This window comes from Rhizobium sp. F40D2, assembly GCF_051810745.2.
Classification (GTDB): Bacteria; Pseudomonadota; Alphaproteobacteria; order Rhizobiales; family Rhizobiaceae; genus Rhizobium.
The window spans coordinates 80,540-100,768 of sequence record NZ_JBPWQX020000004.1 but is presented as its reverse complement, the minus strand read 5'-3'; the positions used below and the strand labels follow the sequence as shown (position 1 = coordinate 100,768).

At 60.3% G+C, this 20,229-nt stretch carries 18 protein-coding genes and 5 pseudogenes; 15 read left to right on the top strand and 8 right to left on the bottom strand.

All coding sequences use genetic code 11. The annotated features are described in order from the left end of the window. The first annotated feature begins 7 nt into the window (after positions 1-7). The 6 genes from ACS4RS_RS29040 to ACS4RS_RS29015 all read left to right on the top strand — a co-directional run bounded on the left by ACS4RS_RS29040 (position 8) and on the right by ACS4RS_RS29015 (position 5,689). Positions 8-673: a cyclic nucleotide-binding domain-containing protein gene (locus ACS4RS_RS29040; RefSeq protein ID WP_439012437.1), complete on the top strand. Its 666-nt coding sequence runs from the start codon at positions 8-10 to the stop codon at positions 671-673. Between the two features lie 96 nt (positions 674-769). Continuing rightward, on the top strand, positions 770-1,936 hold the full coding sequence (ccmI, locus tag ACS4RS_RS29035) for a c-type cytochrome biogenesis protein CcmI (RefSeq protein WP_449314125.1): 1,167 nt from the start codon (positions 770-772) through the stop codon (positions 1,934-1,936). Beyond that, the gene (ccmE, locus tag ACS4RS_RS29030) at positions 1,933-2,460 is read left to right on the top strand and encodes a cytochrome c maturation protein CcmE (RefSeq protein WP_439009078.1); all 528 of its coding nucleotides are present in this window, start codon (positions 1,933-1,935) and stop codon (positions 2,458-2,460) included. The genes ccmI and ccmE overlap by 4 nt, the downstream gene beginning before the upstream one ends. Next, positions 2,457-4,454 carry a heme lyase CcmF/NrfE family subunit gene (locus tag ACS4RS_RS29025; RefSeq protein ID WP_439009079.1) on the top strand — a complete coding sequence of 666 codons (1,998 nt, stop codon included), beginning with the start codon at positions 2,457-2,459 and terminating at the stop codon, positions 4,452-4,454. The genes ccmE and ACS4RS_RS29025 overlap by 4 nt, the downstream gene beginning before the upstream one ends. Continuing rightward, entirely contained in the window at positions 4,451-4,912 is a 462-nt protein-coding gene (locus tag ACS4RS_RS29020; protein WP_439012435.1) for a cytochrome c-type biogenesis protein CcmH, read from the top strand. Before ACS4RS_RS29025 ends, ACS4RS_RS29020 begins: the two co-directional genes overlap by 4 nt. Before the next feature lie 96 nt (positions 4,913-5,008). Further along, positions 5,009-5,689, top strand: coding sequence for a CBS domain-containing protein (locus tag ACS4RS_RS29015; RefSeq protein WP_439012434.1), 681 nt, complete (start codon positions 5,009-5,011; stop codon positions 5,687-5,689). Positions 5,690-6,110: 421 nt separating this feature from the next. Here the strand turns inward: ACS4RS_RS29015 and ACS4RS_RS29010 are convergent, their stop codons facing one another. From ACS4RS_RS29010 to ACS4RS_RS29000, 3 genes are read right to left on the bottom strand one after another with little or no spacing between them, the layout of a single operon-like run. After that, on the bottom strand, positions 6,111-6,353 hold the full coding sequence (locus ACS4RS_RS29010) for a hypothetical protein (protein WP_439012433.1): 243 nt from the start codon (positions 6,351-6,353) through the stop codon (positions 6,111-6,113). Beyond that, the gene (locus tag ACS4RS_RS29005; RefSeq protein ID WP_439012432.1) at positions 6,354-6,509 is read right to left on the bottom strand and encodes a heme exporter protein CcmD; all 156 of its coding nucleotides are present in this window, start codon (positions 6,507-6,509) and stop codon (positions 6,354-6,356) included. It lies immediately after the preceding gene. Between the two features lies 1 nt (position 6,510). Further along, complete coding sequence (locus tag ACS4RS_RS29000; protein WP_439012431.1) at positions 6,511-7,275, bottom strand: heme ABC transporter permease CcmC; 765 nt, start codon at positions 7,273-7,275, stop codon at positions 6,511-6,513. A 151-nt stretch (positions 7,276-7,426) separates the two neighbouring features. Here ACS4RS_RS29000 and hemA point away from each other — a divergent pair, with 151 nt between their 5' ends. Beyond that, the gene (gene hemA / locus ACS4RS_RS28995) at positions 7,427-8,641 is read left to right on the top strand and encodes a 5-aminolevulinate synthase (protein ID WP_439012430.1); all 1,215 of its coding nucleotides are present in this window, start codon (positions 7,427-7,429) and stop codon (positions 8,639-8,641) included. A 222-nt stretch (positions 8,642-8,863) separates the two neighbouring features. Here the strand turns inward: hemA and ACS4RS_RS28990 are convergent, their stop codons facing one another. Next, entirely contained in the window at positions 8,864-9,082 is a 219-nt protein-coding gene (locus tag ACS4RS_RS28990; RefSeq protein WP_439012429.1) for a hypothetical protein, read from the bottom strand. A 162-nt stretch (positions 9,083-9,244) separates the two neighbouring features. On the opposite strand from ACS4RS_RS28990, the gene ACS4RS_RS28985 reads away from it, so the two are divergent. Both ACS4RS_RS28985 and ACS4RS_RS28980 read left to right on the top strand, forming a co-directional pair. Then, positions 9,245-9,502, top strand: a complete 258-nt coding sequence (locus ACS4RS_RS28985; protein ID WP_439012428.1) for a hypothetical protein — start codon at positions 9,245-9,247, stop codon at positions 9,500-9,502. A gap of 281 nt (positions 9,503-9,783) precedes the next feature. Next, positions 9,784-9,996, top strand: a complete 213-nt coding sequence (locus ACS4RS_RS28980; protein WP_439012427.1) for a hypothetical protein — start codon at positions 9,784-9,786, stop codon at positions 9,994-9,996. 293 nt (positions 9,997-10,289) lie between these two features. Here ACS4RS_RS28980 and ACS4RS_RS28975 read toward each other — a convergent pair. Then, positions 10,290-10,538, bottom strand: a pseudogene (locus ACS4RS_RS28975) (FCD domain-containing protein); the annotation flags it as partial. Here ACS4RS_RS28975 and ACS4RS_RS28970 point away from each other — a divergent pair. From ACS4RS_RS28970 to ACS4RS_RS28960, 3 pseudogenes are all read left to right on the top strand, one after another. Beyond that, a pseudogene (locus ACS4RS_RS28970) lies at positions 10,535-10,783 on the top strand (ABC transporter permease); the annotation flags it as partial. The pseudogenes ACS4RS_RS28975 and ACS4RS_RS28970 overlap by 4 nt on opposite strands. Before the next feature lie 79 nt (positions 10,784-10,862). Then, positions 10,863-12,027, top strand: a pseudogene (locus ACS4RS_RS28965) (IS110 family transposase). 377 nt (positions 12,028-12,404) lie between these two features. Beyond that, positions 12,405-12,766 (top strand): annotated as a pseudogene (locus ACS4RS_RS28960) (dihydroxy-acid dehydratase domain-containing protein); the annotation flags it as partial. Positions 12,767-12,981: 215 nt separating this feature from the next. Here the strand turns inward: ACS4RS_RS28960 and ACS4RS_RS28955 are convergent. The 3 genes from ACS4RS_RS28955 to ACS4RS_RS28945 form a co-directional block, all read right to left on the bottom strand. Further along, positions 12,982-14,007, bottom strand: a complete 1,026-nt coding sequence (locus tag ACS4RS_RS28955; RefSeq protein ID WP_439012424.1) for an ABC transporter permease subunit — start codon at positions 14,005-14,007, stop codon at positions 12,982-12,984. Between the two features lie 41 nt (positions 14,008-14,048). Further along, a complete protein-coding gene (locus tag ACS4RS_RS28950) occupies positions 14,049-15,590 on the bottom strand; it encodes an ATP-binding cassette domain-containing protein (protein ID WP_439012423.1) in 1,542 nt (513 codons plus the stop codon). A 75-nt stretch (positions 15,591-15,665) separates the two neighbouring features. Then, a complete protein-coding gene (locus tag ACS4RS_RS28945; RefSeq protein ID WP_439012422.1) occupies positions 15,666-16,628 on the bottom strand; it encodes a sugar-binding protein in 963 nt (320 codons plus the stop codon). Between the two features lie 330 nt (positions 16,629-16,958). Here ACS4RS_RS28945 and ACS4RS_RS28940 point away from each other — a divergent pair, with 330 nt between their 5' ends. From ACS4RS_RS28940 to ACS4RS_RS28930, 3 genes and pseudogenes are all read left to right on the top strand, one after another. Beyond that, positions 16,959-18,068, top strand: a complete 1,110-nt coding sequence (locus ACS4RS_RS28940; protein WP_439012421.1) for a LacI family DNA-binding transcriptional regulator — start codon at positions 16,959-16,961, stop codon at positions 18,066-18,068. A 275-nt stretch (positions 18,069-18,343) separates the two neighbouring features. Next, on the top strand, positions 18,344-18,781 hold the full coding sequence (locus tag ACS4RS_RS28935; protein WP_439012420.1) for a DUF2231 domain-containing protein: 438 nt from the start codon (positions 18,344-18,346) through the stop codon (positions 18,779-18,781). Next, a pseudogene (locus ACS4RS_RS28930) lies at positions 18,778-20,227 on the top strand (PQQ-dependent sugar dehydrogenase). Before ACS4RS_RS28935 ends, ACS4RS_RS28930 begins: the two are co-directional and overlap by 4 nt. Positions 20,228-20,229 lie beyond the last annotated feature (2 nt).

Sequence of the window (20,229 nt, the reverse complement as noted above, 5' to 3'; positions counted from 1 at the left end):
AAGACCCATGCTTGCGAAAAATCCTGTACTTTTACAGTCTGACCTGTTCACAGGGCTGGATCCCGCGACCGCGGAGCAACTGGCCGCAACCGCCCGGATGCGAACCTTCACCGCCGACGAGCAGATCATCGCCGAGGGCCAGCGAGCGTCATTCGTCTATTGCGTCACGAGCGGGTTCGTGCGGCTTTCGAAAGCGGAAACGACGGGGCGCGAAGCGGATATCTCAATATGCGAGCCAGGCGATACCTTCGGTGAATATCTTCTCTCCGGGGGTGGCTCCTACGCTTACAGCGCGTGGTCTGCCGACGGGGCCGAGGTCGCGTTGTTCGAGCTCTCGGACTTACGGGCGCTGGCTGAACAACATCCGGTCATGCACCGAAACGTCATGCGCATCATGGTCCGTCATCTGCTCGGCGCGATGGATTGTATCGCCGGAGACCGCCTGCACACGGCCGCCCAACGCGTCGCAAATTACCTGATGAGCCGATGCCCGGCATCCGCCTCGCCGGTCACCTTCCGCCTTCCCTACCGGAAGAGAATTCTGGCCGGCAAGCTGGGTCTTGCACCCGAGGCTCTTTCCCGGGCGTTTGCTGCACTTGTCCCTTCGGGAGTCGAAGTCAGAGGCAAGACCATTCTGGTCGACAACGTCGATCTGCTTCGGAAGGCGTGCTGAATTTTTCCATCGATTGCGGGACTGCTCTATTTGGTCGGCATCAATGTGCCAATTTTCCGGCCCGATAGGTTCAGGCGCAAAAGGCACTTGGACGATATGTTTATCTGGATTGTTTTCGCGGTGATAACGACTGCCGTCATCGCCTCTCTGCTCCACCCGCTTGCGTCGCCCCGTGCCCGGGTCGACGTCGGCGCGGCTGACGGATCCCCGGTCTATCGCGATCAGCTTGCAGAGCTCGACCGGGAACTGAGAGCGAATGATATCCGGCGCAATGAGTATGAATATGCTCGGGCAGAGATTGCACGGCGGCTTTTCAAGGTGAGCGAACAGTGGCAGGAGCGTGAAGAATGCCGGAAGTTTCCACATGCCTATCGATGGCTAAGGCCGGGCATCGTCGCATTTCTTCCTCTGGCAGGTATCGGTCTCTATGTCGTCCTGGGGTCGCCGGATTTGCCATCGCAGCCGCTGCAGGCACGGTTGGAAGATCCAGGTCAGGACATCGCGATCCTTGTCGCGAAGACGGAACGACATCTCGCGAGCCGGCCCGGTGACGGTCGCGGATGGGATGTGATCGCTCCAGTCTATCTCAGGACAGGCCGTGCCTCCGAGGCAGAGGCGGCCTACCGCAATGCCCTACGGCTCTCGGGTCCGGATATGCGGCGTCTGGGTGGTCTTGCAGAGGCCTTGATGGCCAAGGCGGATGGCTCCGTGACCGCGGAAACCGTAAACATTCTGCGGCAGATCCTACAACTCGAACCAAAAAACCCCCGCGCGCGCTTCTACGTCGCCCTCAGCATGGAGCAGGCAGGACGACGCGACGAGGCGCGCCAGGCCTTCGAGGCGCTGGCGAAACAATCGCCGGCCGATGCGCCCTGGCTGCCGCTGGTCAACGAGCATATCGCCATGAATGGCGGCGCGCCGGCAGGCGCCGGCCAGGCAGCTGCCCCGGGCGTCGATCAGGCTGCCCCGGGCAATCCCACGCAGGAAGATGTCGCAGCCGCGCAGAGCATGAATGCCGGCGACCGGCAGCAGATGATCCGCGGCATGGTCGAGAGCCTCGATGCCAAGCTGAGCGCCGATCCGAACAATTTCGAGGGATGGGTGCGGCTCGTCCGTTCCTATGCCGTGTTGAACGACAAGGATCGTGCCGCCGCTGCGCTGAAGCGCGGGCTTGCCGCCTTTCCGCCGCCCGGCGAACAGGGCAGCCAATTGCTGGCGCTGGCCAAGGAACTCGGCATAGCCACGGAGGGAGCGACGCAATGACCCGCAAGCAGAAGCGCCTGGCGGTGATCGCAGGCGGCATGGGCTTCATTGCCGCCGCCGTGCTGCTGGTCATGTTCGCCTTCAGCCAGTCGGTCGCCTATTTCTACATGCCGGCCGATCTGGCAAAGACCCCGGTGGCGCCGGAAACCCGCATCCGGCTCGGCGGCCTGGTCGGTGAGGGCAGCGTCGTGCGCGGCGCCGGCTCGACAGTGGAATTTTCCGTCACCGACGGCAGCGCCAATGCCGTGAAGGTCAAATATACCGGCATCCTGCCGGATCTTTTCCGCGAAGGGCAGGGGGTGGTCACCGAAGGCATGTTTGCGCCGGGGACCAACGTCTTTACCGCCGATACCGTGCTTGCCAAGCATGACGAGACCTATATGCCGAAGGACGTGGCCGACAGGCTGAAGCAGCAGGGGCTGTGGAAAGAAGGTCAAGGCCAGGAGAGCCCAGGAAAAGAAGGTCAAGGCCAGGAGAGCCGGGGCCAGGAGAATCAGGGCCAGGAGGCGAAAGCGACGCAATGATCATCGAGATCGGCCATTACGCGCTGGTACTGGCGCTGGCAACGGCGCTCATCCTCTCGATCGTGCCGGTCATCGGCGCCCGCCGCCACGACCGGGCGATGATGGATGTGGCAACCATCGGTTCGCTGGCGATGTTTGCGCTTGTCGCCTTCTCCTTCGGCGTGCTCACCTATGCCCATGTCGTCTCCGACTTTTCGGTCGAGAACGTCTGGGAGAACTCGCATTCGCTGGTGCCGCTGATCTATAAATATTCCGGCGTCTGGGGCAATCACGAGGGATCGATGATGCTCTGGCTGCTGATCCTGACGCTGTTCAGTGCGCTGGTCGCCGTCTTCGGGCGCAATCTGCCGGAGACGCTGAAGGCCAATGTGCTTGCCGTGCAGGCCTGGATTTCGGTCGCCTTCACGCTGTTCATCCTGTTGACCTCCAATCCCTTCCTGCGGCTCGATCCGGCGCCGGCCGAGGGCCGCGATCTCAATCCCGTCCTGCAGGATGTCGGTCTGGCGATCCACCCGCCGCTGCTCTATCTCGGTTATGTCGGCTTTTCCGTCTGCTTCTCCTTTGCCGTCGCAGCGCTCCTCGAAGGCCGCATCGACGCCGCCTGGGCCCGCTGGGTGCGGCCCTGGACGCTGGCCGCCTGGACCTTTCTGACATCAGGCATCGCCATGGGCTCCTACTGGGCCTATTACGAACTCGGCTGGGGCGGCTGGTGGTTCTGGGATCCGGTGGAAAACGCCTCCTTCATGCCCTGGCTTGCCGGCACCGCGCTGTTGCATTCGGCCCTCGTCATGGAAAAGCGCGAGGCGCTGAAGATCTGGACGGTGCTGCTGGCCATCCTAACCTTCTCGCTGTCGCTGATGGGCACCTTCCTGGTCCGCTCCGGCGTGCTGACCTCGGTGCATGCTTTCGCCAGCGATCCCTCCCGCGGCGTCTTCATTCTCTGCATCCTGCTGATCTTCATCGGCGGCGCGCTGTCGCTGTTTGCCTTCCGCGCGCCGAAGCTTTCGGCCGGCGGACTGTTTGCGCCGATTTCGCGCGAGGGCGCGCTGGTCGTCAACAATCTGATCCTGACGGTCGCCTGCGGCACGGTCTTGACCGGCACGCTCTATCCGCTGCTGCTGGAGACGCTGACCGGCGACAAGATTTCCGTCGGGCCGCCCTTCTTCAACCTGACCTTCGGTCTGCTGATGGCGCCGCTGATCGTCATCGTGCCCTTCGGGCCGCTGCTCGCCTGGAAGCGCGGCGATCTGCTCGGCGCTTTGCAGCGGCTCTATGTCGTCGCCGGCATCGCCTTCACTGCCGCGGTGATCTTCTTCTATCTGCAGCATGGCGGGCCGGTGCTTTCGGTGCTCGGCCTCGCCGCCGGGCTGTTCCTGGTCTTCGGCGCCGTTGCCGATCTCTGGTATCGCGCCGGCATCGGCAAGGTTGCGGGCAGTGTCGCCTGGCGCCGCCTGACCGGCCTGCCGCGTTCGGCCTTCGGCACCGCCTTTGCCCATGCCGGGCTCGGCGTCACCGTGCTCGGCATCGTTGCCGTGACGACGTTCCAGACCGAGCACGTCATCGAGATGAAGCCCGGCGAGACCACGGACGCCGGCGGTTACAGCCTGCATTTCGACGGCATGCAGCCGGCGACCGGGCCGAACTACACCGAGGAGCGCGGCCACTTCACCATCCGTCGCGCCGGCGTCGCGGTCGCCGACACCTGGTCGGCCAAGCGCCTCTACACCGCCCGCCAGATGCCGACGACGGAAGCGGGCATCCTGACCTTCGGCCTCAGCCAGCTCTACGTCTCGCTCGGCGACGCCACCAAGGATGGCGGCATTGTCGTGCGCATCTGGTGGAAGCCGTTCATCCTCTGCATCTGGGGCGGCGCTCTGATCATGGCTGCCGGCGGCCTCGTCTCGCTGTCCGACCGGCGCCTGCGCGTCGGTGCTCCGCGCCGGAAGGCGAAGGCGGCAAAGCCTGTAGAGCCTGCAATGGAGCCGGCGGAATGATGCCGCGTCTCCTGCTGGCTTTCGTCTTGCTGCTGTTGGCCGCGCCCGCCTTCGCCGTCAACCCGGACGAGGTGCTCGCCGACCCGGCACTGGAAGCGCGGGCGCGCGCCCTTTCGGCGGAGCTGCGCTGCATGGTCTGCCAGAACCAGTCGATCGACGATAGCAATGCCGATCTCGCCAAGGATCTGCGCCTGCTGGTGCGCGAGCGCATCACCGACGGCGACAGCGACGAGGCGGTGCTGAACTATATCGTCTCGCGCTACGGCGAATTCGTGCTGCTGAAACCGCGGTTTAGTATCAAGACCGGCCTGCTCTGGATGACGCCTCTGTTGCTTGCGGGTGCGGCAAGCGCAGGCCTGGTCGCGATGGCGAGACGATCGCCGACGAGGACCTCTGCGGTCCTGACCGAGGAGGAACGCGCCAGGCTGGAGGTCATCCTGCGATCGGACCGAATGTAAAGTCGGCTGGTCAGCAGTTGACGAAGATCAACGCGGTCCAGCCGATCGGCGTCTAGCATATTCCTCACGATAGTAATGACCAGCGAGGGAGCGACCATGCAGGCAAGGGATATTATGACCACGAAGGTGATTTCGATCGGCCCGGCGGTCAGCGTGCGTCATGCGATTGCCATGATGTTGCAGAACCACGTCAGCGGTCTTCCCGTCGTCGACGATCAGGGCCGCGTTTGCGGCATGATCACCGAAGGTGATCTGCTTCTGCGCCGGGAGGTCCGGCTCACGTCTCGTGCGGCACGGGCGCCGGAGCTTATTTCAGAGATCGATCTGGAACGGTACATCTGCAGCAACGGTTGGTGCGTCACGGATGTCATGTCCAAGGATGTCATCGTGGCGCGGCCCGACAGCGAAGTGTCCGATATTGCCGAAAGCCTGCAGGCGCATCGCATCAAACGGCTGCCGATCGTCGAGGATGAAAGCCTGGTCGGGATCGTGAGCCGAAGAGACATCTTGCGCTTTATTGCCGAGGCGCCGACCACCGCATTGCCGAGAGGGGATGAGGCCATCAGGCTGGCAGTGCGCACCAGGCTGAGATCTGACCTCGGACTGACCGCTCAAAGGGTGCAGGTGTCCGTCACGAACGGCCAGGTGACCGTTGATGGTCAGGTGGAATCGGAGCTGAAGCGCAAGGCGGTCAAGGTCCTCGTCGAAGGCCTGAGCGGGATTGCCGGCTATAAGGACCAACTGCTCGTCGCTCCAGTTCACAGCCAGGATTGGTAATCCATCTCGACGGCAACGCGCCTCCCTGCGCGCGAGCGACCGCTGAATCCGGCGCGAGGAGGCTAGCCCGACCTTACGGAGGCTGAGCAAGCCATCTGTCAACTTCTCTGATTGACACGGAAATTCCCCACTCACAGCCCTACCTTCGTTTTTCAGGCTGTTCTCGTCGACCGGCCCGACATGCTTGAAGACGATCCGCCCCGAGAGGTCGACGACGAACGTCTCCGGACTCCGTAGACGCCCAGTCCATCGCAGCCCTTCCTGATGCGTCGGCCCCGATCGCTGCAAAAGGATTGCCGTCGGCATCGAGAAATGCCCCACGTTCTCCGGGTTGTCCTTGTAATTTATGCCGACCAGCTTGATGCGCCCATCTTCGCGCAAGCTCCATCGGAGCAGGGTGTTCCCGCCGACAGGGGGTGCATCAGGAGGCGAAAATATTGACGACGACCACCTGGCCACGTAGATCGTCATCCGCCGGCGCCGGGACCGGGAAGCCGCCGACCGGCGGGAGCGTCAGTGCGGGATGCACCTGTCCGATAAGTGCGAACGGCAGTACTGCCGGCGAATACCCTTGACCGGATTCCCTACACAGGACATCCGCGGCCGCCCAGGCGATACCGAGGAATATGACCAGAGGCGATCCAGCCAGGATGAAGCGTCGCATCTAGCTCCCGTTCCTGGCATGCAGGCGACGGGTCTCGGCGAGCACCTTGATCTGCCGGCGCAAGGTTTGCGCCGACAGCCATATTTTGAAGGCGGTTATGATCAGCACGCCGACGGCAACGGCGTAAGCCGCGATCACGTAGTTCAGATGGTTCATTTCAGGCCTCCCTTTGGGCAGCCGCCCGTGCTGCCAATCTTTGCTGCGAGACCAGCTTTCTGCGCCAGATCTCATTTCTGATCGCGCCGATGTAGAGCGTGAAAAAGAAGGCGGTGAACGCCGTAGCCATCGTCAGCAGGGGGCGGAGAAACTCAATGTCCACCGCCGGTCCGCCTATGCGCAGGACGCTTGCTGGCTGATGAAGCGTGTTCCACCAATCGACCGAAAACTTGATGATCGGAATGTTGACGAAACCGACGATGATCAGAACCGCGACGACGCGCGCAGCGCGCGTCGGTTCGTCGATCGCACGATTGATTGCGACGATGCCGAGATACATGATTAGCAGGATGAACATCGAGGTGAGCCTTGCATCCCATACCCACCATGCGCCCCACATCGGTTTTCCCCACAGGGCGCCGGTCACCAGGGCCACGAAGGTGAATGCTACTCCAAGGGGAGCCGCCGCACGCGCCGCCACGTCCGCTAGGGGATGTCTCCAGACCAGCGAACCGACCGCATTTACCGTCATGATCGTGTAGCAAAGCAGCGAGAGCCAAGCTGCCGGCACGTGGACATACATAATCCGGATGGTCGCGCCCTGCTGATAATCCACGTCGGAAGCGAAACTCAGATAGAAGCCGATACCAAAGCCGACGCCCGTGAGACCGATCAGGTAGGGGATCGAGCGATCGGCGAAATACGCGAATCTGGCTGGTTGCGACAAACCGGTGATCGCGTTCCTGAGCTGGAGGACGGTGTTCATGAGATCGATCTAGCTTCAAACCAGCCCGCGCATATTGATCTTCGTCAACGAGAACGAAGACGAAGATCAAAACCTGTAGTGAACTTGACAGAGATCAAATACGCAAAAGGCCGCTTTGGGTATCGCTTGGCGTGCACAAAAGGAGCAGATGATGGATTTCGAAGCGTTTTTCAAAAACGAGTTGGACGGGCTTCATGCCGAGGGCCGTTACCGCGTTTTTGCCGATCTCGAGCGTCACCGCGGCAATTTTCCGCGCGCCACGCGCCATACGACCGATGGCGAAAAGGAAGTCACGGTCTGGTGCTCCAACGACTATCTCGGCATGGGCCAGAACCCGAAGGTGATCGAGGCGATGAAAAACGCCATCGACCACTGTGGCGCGGGTGCGGGAGGCACCCGGAATATTTCTGGCACCAACCACTATCACGTCATGCTCGAGCGTGAGCTTGCCGATCTGCACGCCAAGGAAGCAGCGCTGATCTTCACCTCGGGCTATGTCTCCAACTGGGCAGCGCTCGGCACGCTTGGCGCCAAGATCCCCGGCCTGGTCATCTTCTCCGACGCGCTGAACCATGCCTCGATGATCGAGGGCATCCGTCATGCCAAGTGCGACAAGGTGATCTGGAAGCACAATGACGTCGCCGATCTCGAAGCCAAGCTTAAGGCCGCCGATCCGAAGGCGCCGAAGCTGATCGCTTTCGAGAGCGTCTATTCGATGGACGGCGATATCGCCCCGATCAAGGAAATCTGCGACCTCGCCGACAAATACGGCGCGATGACCTATCTCGACGAAGTGCATGCGGTCGGCATGTATGGCCCGCGCGGCGGCGGCATTGCCGAGCGCGAGGGGCTGATGGACCGGCTGACCGTCATCGAAGGCACACTCGGCAAGGCCTTCGGGGTGATGGGCGGTTATATCGCCGCGTCTTCAGCGCTTTGCGATTTCATCCGTTCCTTCGCCTCCGGCTTCATCTTCACCACGGCGCTGCCGCCGGCGCTTGCTGCCGGCGCCGTCGCCTCGATCCAGCACCTGAAGGTCAGCCAGTTCGAGCGCGCCCGCCATCAGGACCGGGTGCGCAAGCTCCGGATGCTGCTCGACCAGAGCGGCATTCCGCATGTGCCCAATCCGAGCCATATCGTGCCGGTGCTGGTCGGCGATGCTGCCAAATGCAAGTGGATCTCTGACCTGCTGCTCGACAATTGCGGCGTCTACGTCCAGCCGATCAACTATCCCACCGTGCCGAAGAAGACCGAGCGCCTGCGCATCACGCCGACGCCGCTGCATTCCGATGCCGACATCGCCCATCTGGTCGAAGCGCTGCATTCGCTTTGGTCGCGCTGCGCGCTGGCGCGAATGGTCGCCTGAGTACACCGGAATCCTCGCCCGGGCGAGAAGGGGCTGAAGCAAGTACCAAGGAGACACGGCGACTGGCCACGCGGCCGGACGTCGCGCCCTGGAGATGCGGGCCGATTCCGGCCTTGCAAAAGAACCGGCTGCCGTTCAGCGAATTGATCAAGTCTCTGTCCGTGCAAGCTTCATCTATTGCAGAGCACGTGCATAACGGATCTTCGACGATATCAAACCGAGTCATTCTGCTTCCAGCAGGAGAGCCGTCGCCAGATAACCCATGCTTATCGTGCTTGCGAACAGGTAAATGAACAGCCCTTGAGCGATGTAGTTCTCAACGCGCCCTGACATGGCGCCGGAGGTCAAAGCATCATTCGGCCAAACCAGGAACCCCACGACGCATCCAATCGCGAAACCCGTGGCCAATCGAGTGAGCATGAACCTTATCAGGCGAGGCATGACAGCACCTCAAACGCGGTGAACAGTAACGACCGTGCCTCGAAAATGTTCCTGACGTAAAACGATCCTTGTCGACGAAGGGATAGACCGGTCATGCAAAGGAGGAAGGAACAGGAAGGCTCTAACCAGTGAATCTTTCTGCCTTTCGCAGCCGGCGTCTGCATGTTTCTCATTCTGCCGGGGCCGACCAATACCACGCTGCCAATGGTTTCTCAGGGCGTGACCGCTCAACGCGCAATGATGCTGCTTGCCACGGTCGTGCTCGCTGATCTTGTGGTCGTACTTCCGGTTTCCAGCCTGGCCACTCCCTTTCTGCAAGCCACCCTCTGTCGCACAAGGCGTCAAACTTGCCTCAGAATGGGGCTGGGAGGCAAAAACAAATACCCCTATTTGCACGGCGATGCGGATCCGCAACCTTAGTCGCGTTTTCCGCCGTCCTGATGTTCAGCGCATTTTGAAGGCCGAACATACAGCGCCAGGCTTGCGTCGGAGGAATGTCCCCACCGGCACGGCAATTTTGCGCTAGGTCAACGAGCAAGTTCCATCCGTCGCTATTATGCATCGTGTTCAGAGGAGGTGCGGATGATCGCCAACGACGGTGAACTCGCGGATTATTTTTCCGCGCTGGCAAACGCCAATCGTTTGTCGGTGCTTCGCATGCTGCCCGGGGTGAAATCCCGGCTAAGGAACTAGCCGAACGGGTGGTGCTTAGCCAGTCGGCATTGTCACATCATCTAAACGTGCTCAAACGCCAGCAGGTCGTCAAGGCGCGGCGCGAAGCCCAAACGATCTACTATTCGCTCGCCGGTCACCGAAGCGAGAATGCGCTCTGCCTTCTCAACAGTATCCTGTTCCCCTACGGCGTGCAGATGTCGATGTTCGGTTTATCGGATTTCGGTCCCGAAACAGCTTGAAATTGGTTTTGTCGCATAGAAGAGAAAAAGCGGGCGGGCAGTTTGACATTCCAACTTTGCAGAAACAGGACACTTTAACTTTGCGGCTACAAATAGTAATCGCATAAGCTGAATTATGGAACCACTAAATCGCGCCACAATCCGCATCACGAATACTGTAATCTATCTCGCGACCGGTCGTGAGCAGGCAGGAGATGTTCGGCTCTACAACCTATGTGCCCTTCATTAGCGATATTGGCGACGGCGACGGTTAAGCGTCGGTTTGCCGGTGATCAAGATGTGCAGACATGCAATCAAACTCGAATATAGTTAGGGAATTCTGCGCTGATAACATCTATGACGGAAAGGGTACCTGACAAATGCTTCTTTAGTGCTGCCGCCGCCACCTCAGGCTTGCCGGACGCTATAGCCTCGACGATTGCCTCGTGGTCAGCGATCACCATTTGCATCTTTCCAGGCATTGGGAGGTTCAAGCGGCGCAATCGATCGAGGTGAACGCTCTGGCGTCGAACGTTTGCCCAGAGCTGGAGGATGCCGCTCCTTCGGCCTCAAGATCGGCTGGGCCTTTGCCCGGCGCACGCTGATCGCCGCCGAACTTGTCTTCGGCGTCTCGTCCGGACAGGGCGGTCTCGGCTGGTTCATCTTCGAGAACCGCAACCTGCTCGACATCCCAGCCGTATTCGCCGGACTGCTCACCGTCATCATCATCATCGGCCTGATCGTCGAAAACCTGGTTTTCCAGGCGATCGAGCGTCACACCATCCAGAAATGGGGCATGAAGGAATAGATCCCATGAGGAGTGAACAGCGGCCGCCGCTCTGGCAGAGTGAGGTTGCATCAAAACACTCGCTCAGGAGGAGAAGTTTATGAAACCTGCATCCATTCATCCGACCGCTGTCCGCACTGATCTTGGCGCAATTTTTGTGTCATTGGAACTGAGCCGATCGACCTGGTTGATCACTTCGTTGTCGCCGGGCAGTGGCGAGAAGATGTCGAAGCATGTAGTGGCCGGTGGCAATGTGGCCGAGCTGCTGGATCGGTTTGAGCAGCTACAACAGAAGGCGCGGTTGAGAACAGGGAAGTTATTTCCCATCGTGACGATCCAAGAGGCCGGATTGGACGGCTTCTGGATACACCGCGTGCTGGAGGCTCGCGGCATCGAAAGTTACGTTGTCGACGCAGCTTCGATCGCGACCTCCCGTCGACGTCGGCGTGCGAAGACCGACAAGATTGATGGAGAGGCTCTGACGCGCACATTGCTCGCGTTCAAGCGCGGCGAGCCACGCGTATGTGCGATGGTCAGAGCGCCAGATCCGAAGGACGAAGATCGGCGTCGGATTTGCCGGGAACGCAAAGTTTTGATTGCTGAACGGGTCAGGCATGTCAATCGAGTGAAGGGGCTGCTCTTCGCTCAAGGCGTCAGCGGCTATCAACCGCTCCGTAAGGATCGCCGTAAGCGCCTGGAGGAGCTCCAGACGGGAGATGGGCGCGAGTTGCCGAAACACCTAAAGGCTCAAATCAATCGCGAACTCGACCGTCTCGAGTTGCTGCTTGAACAGATTGCTACAGTGGAAAGCGAGCGTAATTCTCTCCTATCGACGTATGAGCAGCCAGCGGTTGAGGCAACCTCGCCCGCAGCGATGCTGCTGTCCTTAAAGGGTGTCGGCGCTGAATTTGCCGCCGTTCTTTGGACCGAAGCACTGTCCCGGCATTTTGATAATCGGCGGCAGATTGCCGCCTATGCAGGTTTGACACCAACGCCATGGATGAGCGGGACCATCGACCACGCAGGGTGTCTCAAAGGCAGGAAACCCTCGGCTGCGCACCACGATGATTCAACTGTCGTGGCTTTGGCTACGCAATCAGCCAGCATCAGCGCTTAGCCGTTGGTTTGTGGATCGGGTTCAGTCGAATGGTGGACGCTTAAAGAAAGCCGCGATAGTGGCCCTTGCGCGCAAACTCCTTATCGCACTGTGGAAGTTTGTCACTGCGGGTGTTGTCATCGAGGGGGCTGTCATGAAGACCGCCTGACGACCCCAAAAGATTGCCGAACACACAAATCTTCCAGGACTGATCACTCCTGGCGGATCCAGGTGAGCGAACCGCCTCAAAGTCGGGCTTTAAATGCCGCGCTTTAGATTGGTCCCGTTCTCCTGAGCCTTGCCGCTACGCAAGCGGGATAATGGTGCTGCCGGACCAAACGGCGACCGTATGTGAGTTTGAACCGGTGACGGAAACGTGCCGCGTCAAGCAAAGTGGCTCAGACCATGGGTTCGAAACGAAATTGAAGGGAACAAGCTATGAAACTATGATTGATCTTGACGGCAAAATCCTCATGTGAGCTTTGAGCTGTTCCTTCGCATTCCCGAAAAGGTCATTCCTAGACGAAAACAAAGACGCCCGAAACGCTGCGAAGGCCCTGCGAAGCTTCGGCCACCGGTCGCGTATGATGCAGCTTGGCTATGCAGAAGAGGACTTTCGCGATAAGCCGATCATCCGCATTCTCGATACTGGTCGGAACTCGACACCTGTTTTCGCATCTCAACGCGGCGTCAGCCACGCCGGCGGCTTCCCGGTACAGATGCCGTCGCTCTCCGTCGATGAGCGTTTCACCAAGCCGACTTCCATGCATTACCGCAACATGTTGGCGATGGAGACGGAGGAGATGATCCACTCGGACCCGCTCGACGGCGTGGTGCTGATGGGCGGTTGCGACAAGACCACGGCCGGGCTCATCATGGCCACCGTGCTGGCAACATTGCCGATGATGAGGCGTATATGTATTAGGGAACATTAGCGTCGAGCCGCATCCACCGCGATCGGTCAACCTGATCCTGAAAGCCCGAGCGCGACAAGCGGGCTCGATCAGACCGCTTTCTCGGTCCGCGGGCCGCGGTTGGGCTTCATGACAGAATCGGTCGATCGCGGAGGATTATAACAATCCGGAGCGCAAACTCGGCCGGGCGGCACGGCTTGTCATCTGATTTAGTCCTGATTGGCAGCCACCGGCAAACTGCCTTCGTTCGAATGACGGGTTTCGGTATGCCGGGCGGCGGAGACGAGGCGGCGCTTGGCGCGGATGGCGTGCCATTGCTGGTCGATCAGGACGCCGATGAGGATCACCCCGCCCATGACGGCGAAATTCAGCGACGACGGGATGCCAAGCAGGTTGACGAGATTCTGCAGCTCCTGGAGCAGGACAGTGCCGAGCACGACGCCGACGATCGAGCCCTCGCCGCCGCGGAGCGAAAAGCCGCCGAGGACGGCGGCGGCAATCGCGTAGAGCTCGTAGAACTGGCCATGGCTGGCCGGCGAAATCGAGCGTGTGTACATGGCGAAATAAATCGCCGAAAGGGCCGTCAGCAGGCCGCAGATGACATAGGCCGACATGATCATGCGGCCGGTACGGATACCGGAATAGCGGGCCGCCTCCTCATTCTTGCCGATCGCGTAAAGATAACGCCCGAAGACGGAGCGATGCAGCATGATCCACATCACAACGGCAATAATGACGAGGGCGATGAAGGAGTTGGGAACGCCGTAGAACCGTCCGGCGGTCAGGAATTCGAGCTGCGGAAAATTCTGGCCAAATGCGAAGCCAGCCGTCCCATCGGCGGTGTAGAAACGTGCTGCCCCGCGATAAATCAGCAGGCCGCAGAGGGTGACGACGAAGGGCTGCAGGTTGAGGCGGGTGATCAGCCAGCCGTGGACGGCGCCTATGACCGCGCCAAGCGCGAGTATGAGCGGCAGCGCCAGCATCCAAGACATATCCTGGACCGCGATGAAATCGACGAACAGCACGCCGAGAAGTGCGACGAGCGAGCCGACGGAAAGCTCGATACCGCCGGTAATAATGACAAAGGCCTGGCCGATCGACAGAATGCCGAACAGGCCGATCAGGTTGGCGGTGTTGGCGAGGTTGATCGGCAGTAGGAAGCGCGGATTGATGATGGCGACGACGATGCCGACGACGACGATCAAAAGCAGCAGTCCGAGATCTTTTTTGACCATTCGAGATCCATTCCCCGATACTTGTACATTGGCCGCAGCCGCTATTTTACCCTTTTGCCGACAGCAAGCAAAAGGACGCTTTCCTGGCTGAATTCGTCCTCTTCCAATATGCCGGCGATCTGGCCCTCGTGCATGACGGCAATACGGTCGGAAACGCCGATTACCTCTTCCATGTCGCTGGAGATCATCAGGATCGCGACCCCGGCATCGGCAAGCGCGCGCATCAGGCCGTAAATCTCGTTCTTGGCGCCGATATCGATGCCGCGAGTCGGCTCGTCGAAGATCATCACCCTCGGGCTCATCGACAGCCATTTGGCAAGCACCACCTTCTGCTGGTTGCCGCCGGAGAGAGTGCCCGTTCGCGTCGAAACGGAGGGCGCCTTGATCGCGAGGCGAACCCGCTGCTTTTCGGCCGCCGCCGCCTCCCGGTCAGCAGAAAGCATGAAGCGGCGGGAGAGCTTGGGAAGATTGGCAAGGGTGATGTTCTGGGCAATCGGCAAATCGAGAAGTATGCCGTTGCGCTTGCGATCCTCCGGCACCAGGAAAATGCCGCGAGCGACGGCATCGCGGGCGGAACGGACGGAAATTTCCTGCCCGTCCTGCAGGATGGTTCCGCCGTAGCTCCGGTCGATGCCGAAGAAGACCCTCGCAAGCTCGGTGCGGCCGGACCCCACGAGGCCCGCAAGCCCCATGATTTCTCCATAGCGGATTTCCAGATCGACCGGACGGCCAGGATAGGCCTCGGTGCGCACGCCACTGGCCTTCAGCGCGACCGAGCCTGGCGAGCGCTGCGGTTTTGCGGTCCGGGCCGCAAGCACCCGGCCGATCATCAGCTTGACCATCTGGTCGTGGCCGATGTCCTTCTTGGCTAGCGTGCCGACAAGCGTGCCGTCGCGCAGCACGACGACCCGGTCTGCGACGCGCTCAACCTCGTGAAGGCGATGCGAGATGAAAATGACGCTGATGCCATCGGCTTTCAGCAATTTGATAATGCTGAGCAGCCGCTCGGTTTCGTCCAGCGGCAGGCTGGACGTGGGCTCGTCGAAGATAACGAGCCTGGCGTTGATGGACAGCGCCTTGGCGATCTCCACCATCTGCTGCTCGGCAAGGGAAAGCGACGCCACGGGTGTGTCGGCGGAAAAATGCGCGCCCACGCGCCTCAAAAGCGGCTTCACCATGTCCCTTAGTCGATCGCGATCGACGAGCTTAAGAGGTCCCGCCTTCAGCGGTTCGCGCCCCAGGAAGATATTGGCAGCGACGTCGAGATTCTCAAAGAGATTGAGTTCCTGATGCACGAAGGCGATGCCCGATGAGATGCTCGATTCCACAGTGAGGAAACGAAGCTCTGCCCCGTCGAGCAGGATCGTGCCCCGATCGGGCGCGATCACACCTCCGAGAATCTTCATCAGAGTCGATTTTCCAGCCCCGTTTTCGCCGACAAGGCCGATGACCTCGCCCGGCATGATGTCCATTGACAGGCCTTCGAGCGCAACGACGCCTGGATAGGTCTTGCCAACGCCGGAAAGCGAAAGGAATGGCGTTCCGGGCGCGCTCGGTGACGGGATGTCGGAACTATAATTCATCGGCTGTCCATGGCTGCTGATGCTGTCGGCATGAAATGCGTTTCGCGGCGGCGAGTGCCGCCGCCGCGAAAGAGGTTACTTTCCAGCCATGGCCTTCAGGTTGGCGGCATATTTGTCAACGTCATCCTTGCCGATGATTACCGTCGGGATGATGATCAAGCCATCGGCGGGAACGCCTGATTTGTCGCCCTTGAGGTAGGCGGCCATCAATTTCATGCCCTGATAAGCCCATTCGAACGGCTGCTGTACGACGGTTGCCGCGATCGTGCCTTCCTTGACGCCGCCGAGCGTGATCGGATCGTCGTCGAAGCCGACGACGGTGATCTGGCCGAGTTTGCCTGCGTCGCGCAGCGCCTCATAGATGCGCGGCGTGTTGTAGGAGTAGAAGCCGACCATGCAGGTCAGGTCGGGGCTGGCCACTAGCGCATCCTCGACGTTCTTCTTGGCGCGCGTCTGGTCGATGTCGTCACCGCGAACATCGACAAGCTCGATCTTCGTGCCCTTGAGCCCTTCCTTCATCCCTTCGATGCGTTCGCGGGCGTTATCGGCGCCGAGCAGACCGACGAAACCCATACACTTACCACCGTCCGGCATAGCCTTCTTAGCGATTTCGGCGGCCTGCTTGCCGGCGTCGACGTTTGAAGAACCGATATAGGCGACGCGGTTGGTCTTCGGCGCGTCGCTGTCGGTGGTGAACAGAGCCGTCTGCGAGCCGATCTTGTTGAGGCCGTCCGTCTGGGTCTTGGGATCGACAGCGGAGACCATGATTCCTTTGACGCCGGCGCTGACCAGATCTTCCATGAGACGCTGCTGAATGGCGACAGCCGCCTGCTCAGGGTATTTCAGCTCCATCTGGTAATCCGGCATCTCGCTCTGCGCCTTCTTTACGCCGGCCTCTGCAGCTTTCCAGAAGTCGGACGCTCCGTTGACGACGAATGCCAGTGTCGGCTTGTCGGCGGCATGCGATACGGCAGCCGGCGCCGCGCTCAGCATCAAACCGGCAAAGAACAGGGCTGCATTGCGTTTCAGCTGTTTCATAATACACCTCCCGAGGGGCCGCAGTCGCATGGGCCCGTTTTCGACTTACGGCCGGCCGGATGCGCCCCCTCCCAGGGCCGTCGCAAAGCGACGAGTGGCATTGGTTCCGATCGCTCCGTGACGGTATAGAAGAATTTTAATTAGTAAATAGTATTATCAATGCAGATCAAAACATTTCATCGTGCACCGACCGGGATGCAATTTTGTACCGACAATAGCGAGTAACTGCCGGCATTGCAGCAGTTGATGCAATTGCCAGCGCTTTCAGATAGATGCTAATAGTAATTACCAAAATGATAAATCCAGGCACAAAGAGACAGTTTTCCGCGAATGCGACAAGCCAAGACCCAAAAGAGCAATAAGCCCGCCGTGGACAAGCCTGCCCGCGTGACGATGATGGATATTGCCGCGGCGGCCGGCTGCTCGCAGGCAGCCGTCTCTTTCGTTCTCAACGACACACCCGGCACCCGTATCTCGCAGCAGACCCGCGACCGCGTATGGGAGGCGGCGCGGGCTCTGGGATATACCGGGACGACGTATACGGCGAAGGCCTCTTATTCAGGGCTGGACAATGTGATCGGTTTCGCGGTCGATCAACTTGCCACAAGCCCGGAAGCGATCGTTGCGATCGAAGGCGCGCGGCAAGCTTCCTGGAACGCCGGCAATGTCCTCCTGGTCGCCCAGACGCTCAGTGATCCTATCATGGAGCCGAAAGCCATCAAGGCGTTGACGAGCGGAGGCATATCAGCGCTCATCTATATGACAATCTATACCCGTCAGGTGGAGCTTCCGTCCTATGTCAGCAAGCTCAACATCCCGACGGTCCTGCTGAATTGTTATACGGCGGACCATGCTTTTCCGGCCGTCGTGCCGAGCGAGATCGCGGGAGGGCAGAACTCCACCCGGCATCTCATCACGCACGGACACCATCGCATCGCGACGATCACCGGCGAAATCTGGATGCAGGCCGCGCAGGACCGGCTGACGGGATATCGCCGCGCGCTGGCGACCGCCGATATACCCTTCGATCCGGAATTGGTCATCGAAGGCGACTGGTCTGCCGGTGCCGGCTATGCCGCCACGATGAAACTGCTTGCTCTGAAAGAGCCGCCGACCGCGATCTTCTGCCAGAACGACCGCACCGCCATCGGTTGCTACGAAGCGCTTAAGGATGCAGGGCTTCGCATTCCCCAGGACATGTCGGTGGTGGGTTATGACGACGAGGAAATTGCACGGCATCTCGTCCCGCCGCTGACCACTTCGGTCCTTCCACATCTTGCCATGGGGCAATGGGCAATCGAACATCTCAACCCGGAAACCATGCCCGGCAAGCGCTATCCTATTGCCAAGCTCGAATGCTCGCTCGTCAAGCGCCACTCCGTCGCCGCGCCGCGGGCCGAGGCGCGGCGGATCCTCGATGGCGCTCAAACCTCGCCATAGGACGTGGGTTCACGCCGGGGATCGGGCAGCGCGGCGCTGAGCGGCGATAAACCCATCGGCATTCTCACACGCGTTTATTCCCTTTGGGCCAGAAACAGGCCGCGCAACCTATCCAGCGTTTTGCGATAACGACATGCGAGAAACCAAGGCTTCAAGCGCCAGCGAATTGAAGGATCGCGACGTGCTTTCGTCTGAGCGCTATGCACCGCACGGAACCATCTCCTGTCGCGGCGGTTTGATAGGCATCTCCAAGATCCATCTCTACGGAGTATGTCATGGCTATACTTTCCGCCAGTGATCGAGACGCGGCGGCCTATCCGATACAGTCGCTCTTCGTCCCGTTTCCCCTCGTCTGCTTCACGCTTGCACTCGCGACCGATATCGCCTTCTGGCAGAGCGGCAATGTGATGTGGCAGAACTTCTCCGCATGGCTGTTGTTTGCCGGCTTGGTGTTCGGCGCACTTGCCATTGTGGCCGGATTGATGGATCTGCTGCGTCCGCGCACCCGCCCGCTGCGGCCGCCCTTCCTGTCCTCCCTCCTCTACCTGGTCATACTTTCGCTCGCCCTTGCCAACAGTCTGGTCCATGCCGGCGACGGATGGACGGCTGTCATTCCCTACGGGCTGGCGCTCTCGGCTGTCACCTTCTTTTTGTGCTTGGTCGCCGCAGCCGTTTCCGCCCGTAAGTATGCCAGACTGGCCTGGAGGATATGATGAAGTCGCAGATTCTCGGTGCTTCGGCTCTGTCGATATTTGCGGGCGTCGGCCTTGCGGCTTACGCGCAGAGCGGAAATTTTGACGTTTCTCAACAGATCGGACCGAACCCAGTCCTTCCGGATCCTGCCCCTCTCCCCTGCTGCCTGACCTGAAAGTCGCGGAGGTCGTCGGTTGGAAAAATGGCGAGGCGCCGACCGCTCCGGATGGCTTGACGGTCACAGCCTATGCCAAGGATCTTGCCAATCCCCGGACAGTTCATACCTTGCCGAACGGCGACGTGCTGGTAGTCCAGTCTCGCGCGCCGTCAGGCGAGCCTACCTCGCGGCCCAAGGACTTCATCCGCGGCTGGATAATGTCGATCGCACACGGCAGTGGTGGCGGCGAGCAGAAGGAAAGCAACCTCATCACACTGCTGCGTGATACGAACCGCGACGGCAAGGTGGATGAGAAGCATGATCTCCTCAAGAAGCTGGATTCGCCGTTCGGCGTCGCGTGGATCGACAATACCCTTTACGTTGCCTCGACGGCCGCCATTCTCGCCTACCCCTATAAACTCGGGCAGAATGAAATCACTGCACGGCCGAAGGTTCTCACCCCCTGCCCGGTGGTCCGATCGATCACCATTGGACAAAAGATCTGGCGCTCAGCCCGGATGGTCAGATGCTCTACGTATCGGTCGGATCGAATTCCAACATCGTCGAGAACGGGCTTGAAGCGGAAAAGGGCCGCGCCGCGATCTGGCAGGTCGACCGACAAACGGGAGCAGCGCGTATCTTCGCGTCAGGTTTGCGCAATCCGAACGGCCTGACCTTCAACCCCGAAACGGGGACGCTCTGGACCGTTGTCAACGAGCGCGACGAACTTGGCCCAAACCTCGTTCCCGACTACATGACATCGGTCGAGGAAGGCGACTTTTACGGCTGGCCATGGAGCTATTATGGCAACCATGTCGATGCGCGTGTCCATCCGCAGCGCCCCGACATGGTCGAAACGGCGATCCCGCCGGATTATGCCCTGTCGAGCCATGTTGCGGCGCTCGGACTGACCTTCTCGATGCATTCGTCGCTTCCAACCGCATACGCCAACGGCGCCTTCATCGGCGAGCACGGCAGTTGGAACCGGGACAGCTTTAACGGCTATAAGGTGGTGTACGTGCCATTTGAAAACGGCAAGCCATCCGGCAAGGCGCAGGATGTCGTCACGGGCTTTCTCCAGGGTGATCAGGCGAAAGGACGGCCGGTCGGCGTCGGGATCGACGGGACGGGAGCCCTGCTCGTTGCCGATGACGCCGGCAATACCGTTTGGCGCGTTGCGTCGTCCGACGGAAAGATCACGCCGCAGCCAATCGGCACGGACCAGGTTCCTGTTGATCAAAATGCGGGCCGGCCCCCCGATCTCAATCCGGGCATCGGAGCGGAAAAGTCGGGTTCGACCGCTCAATAGGC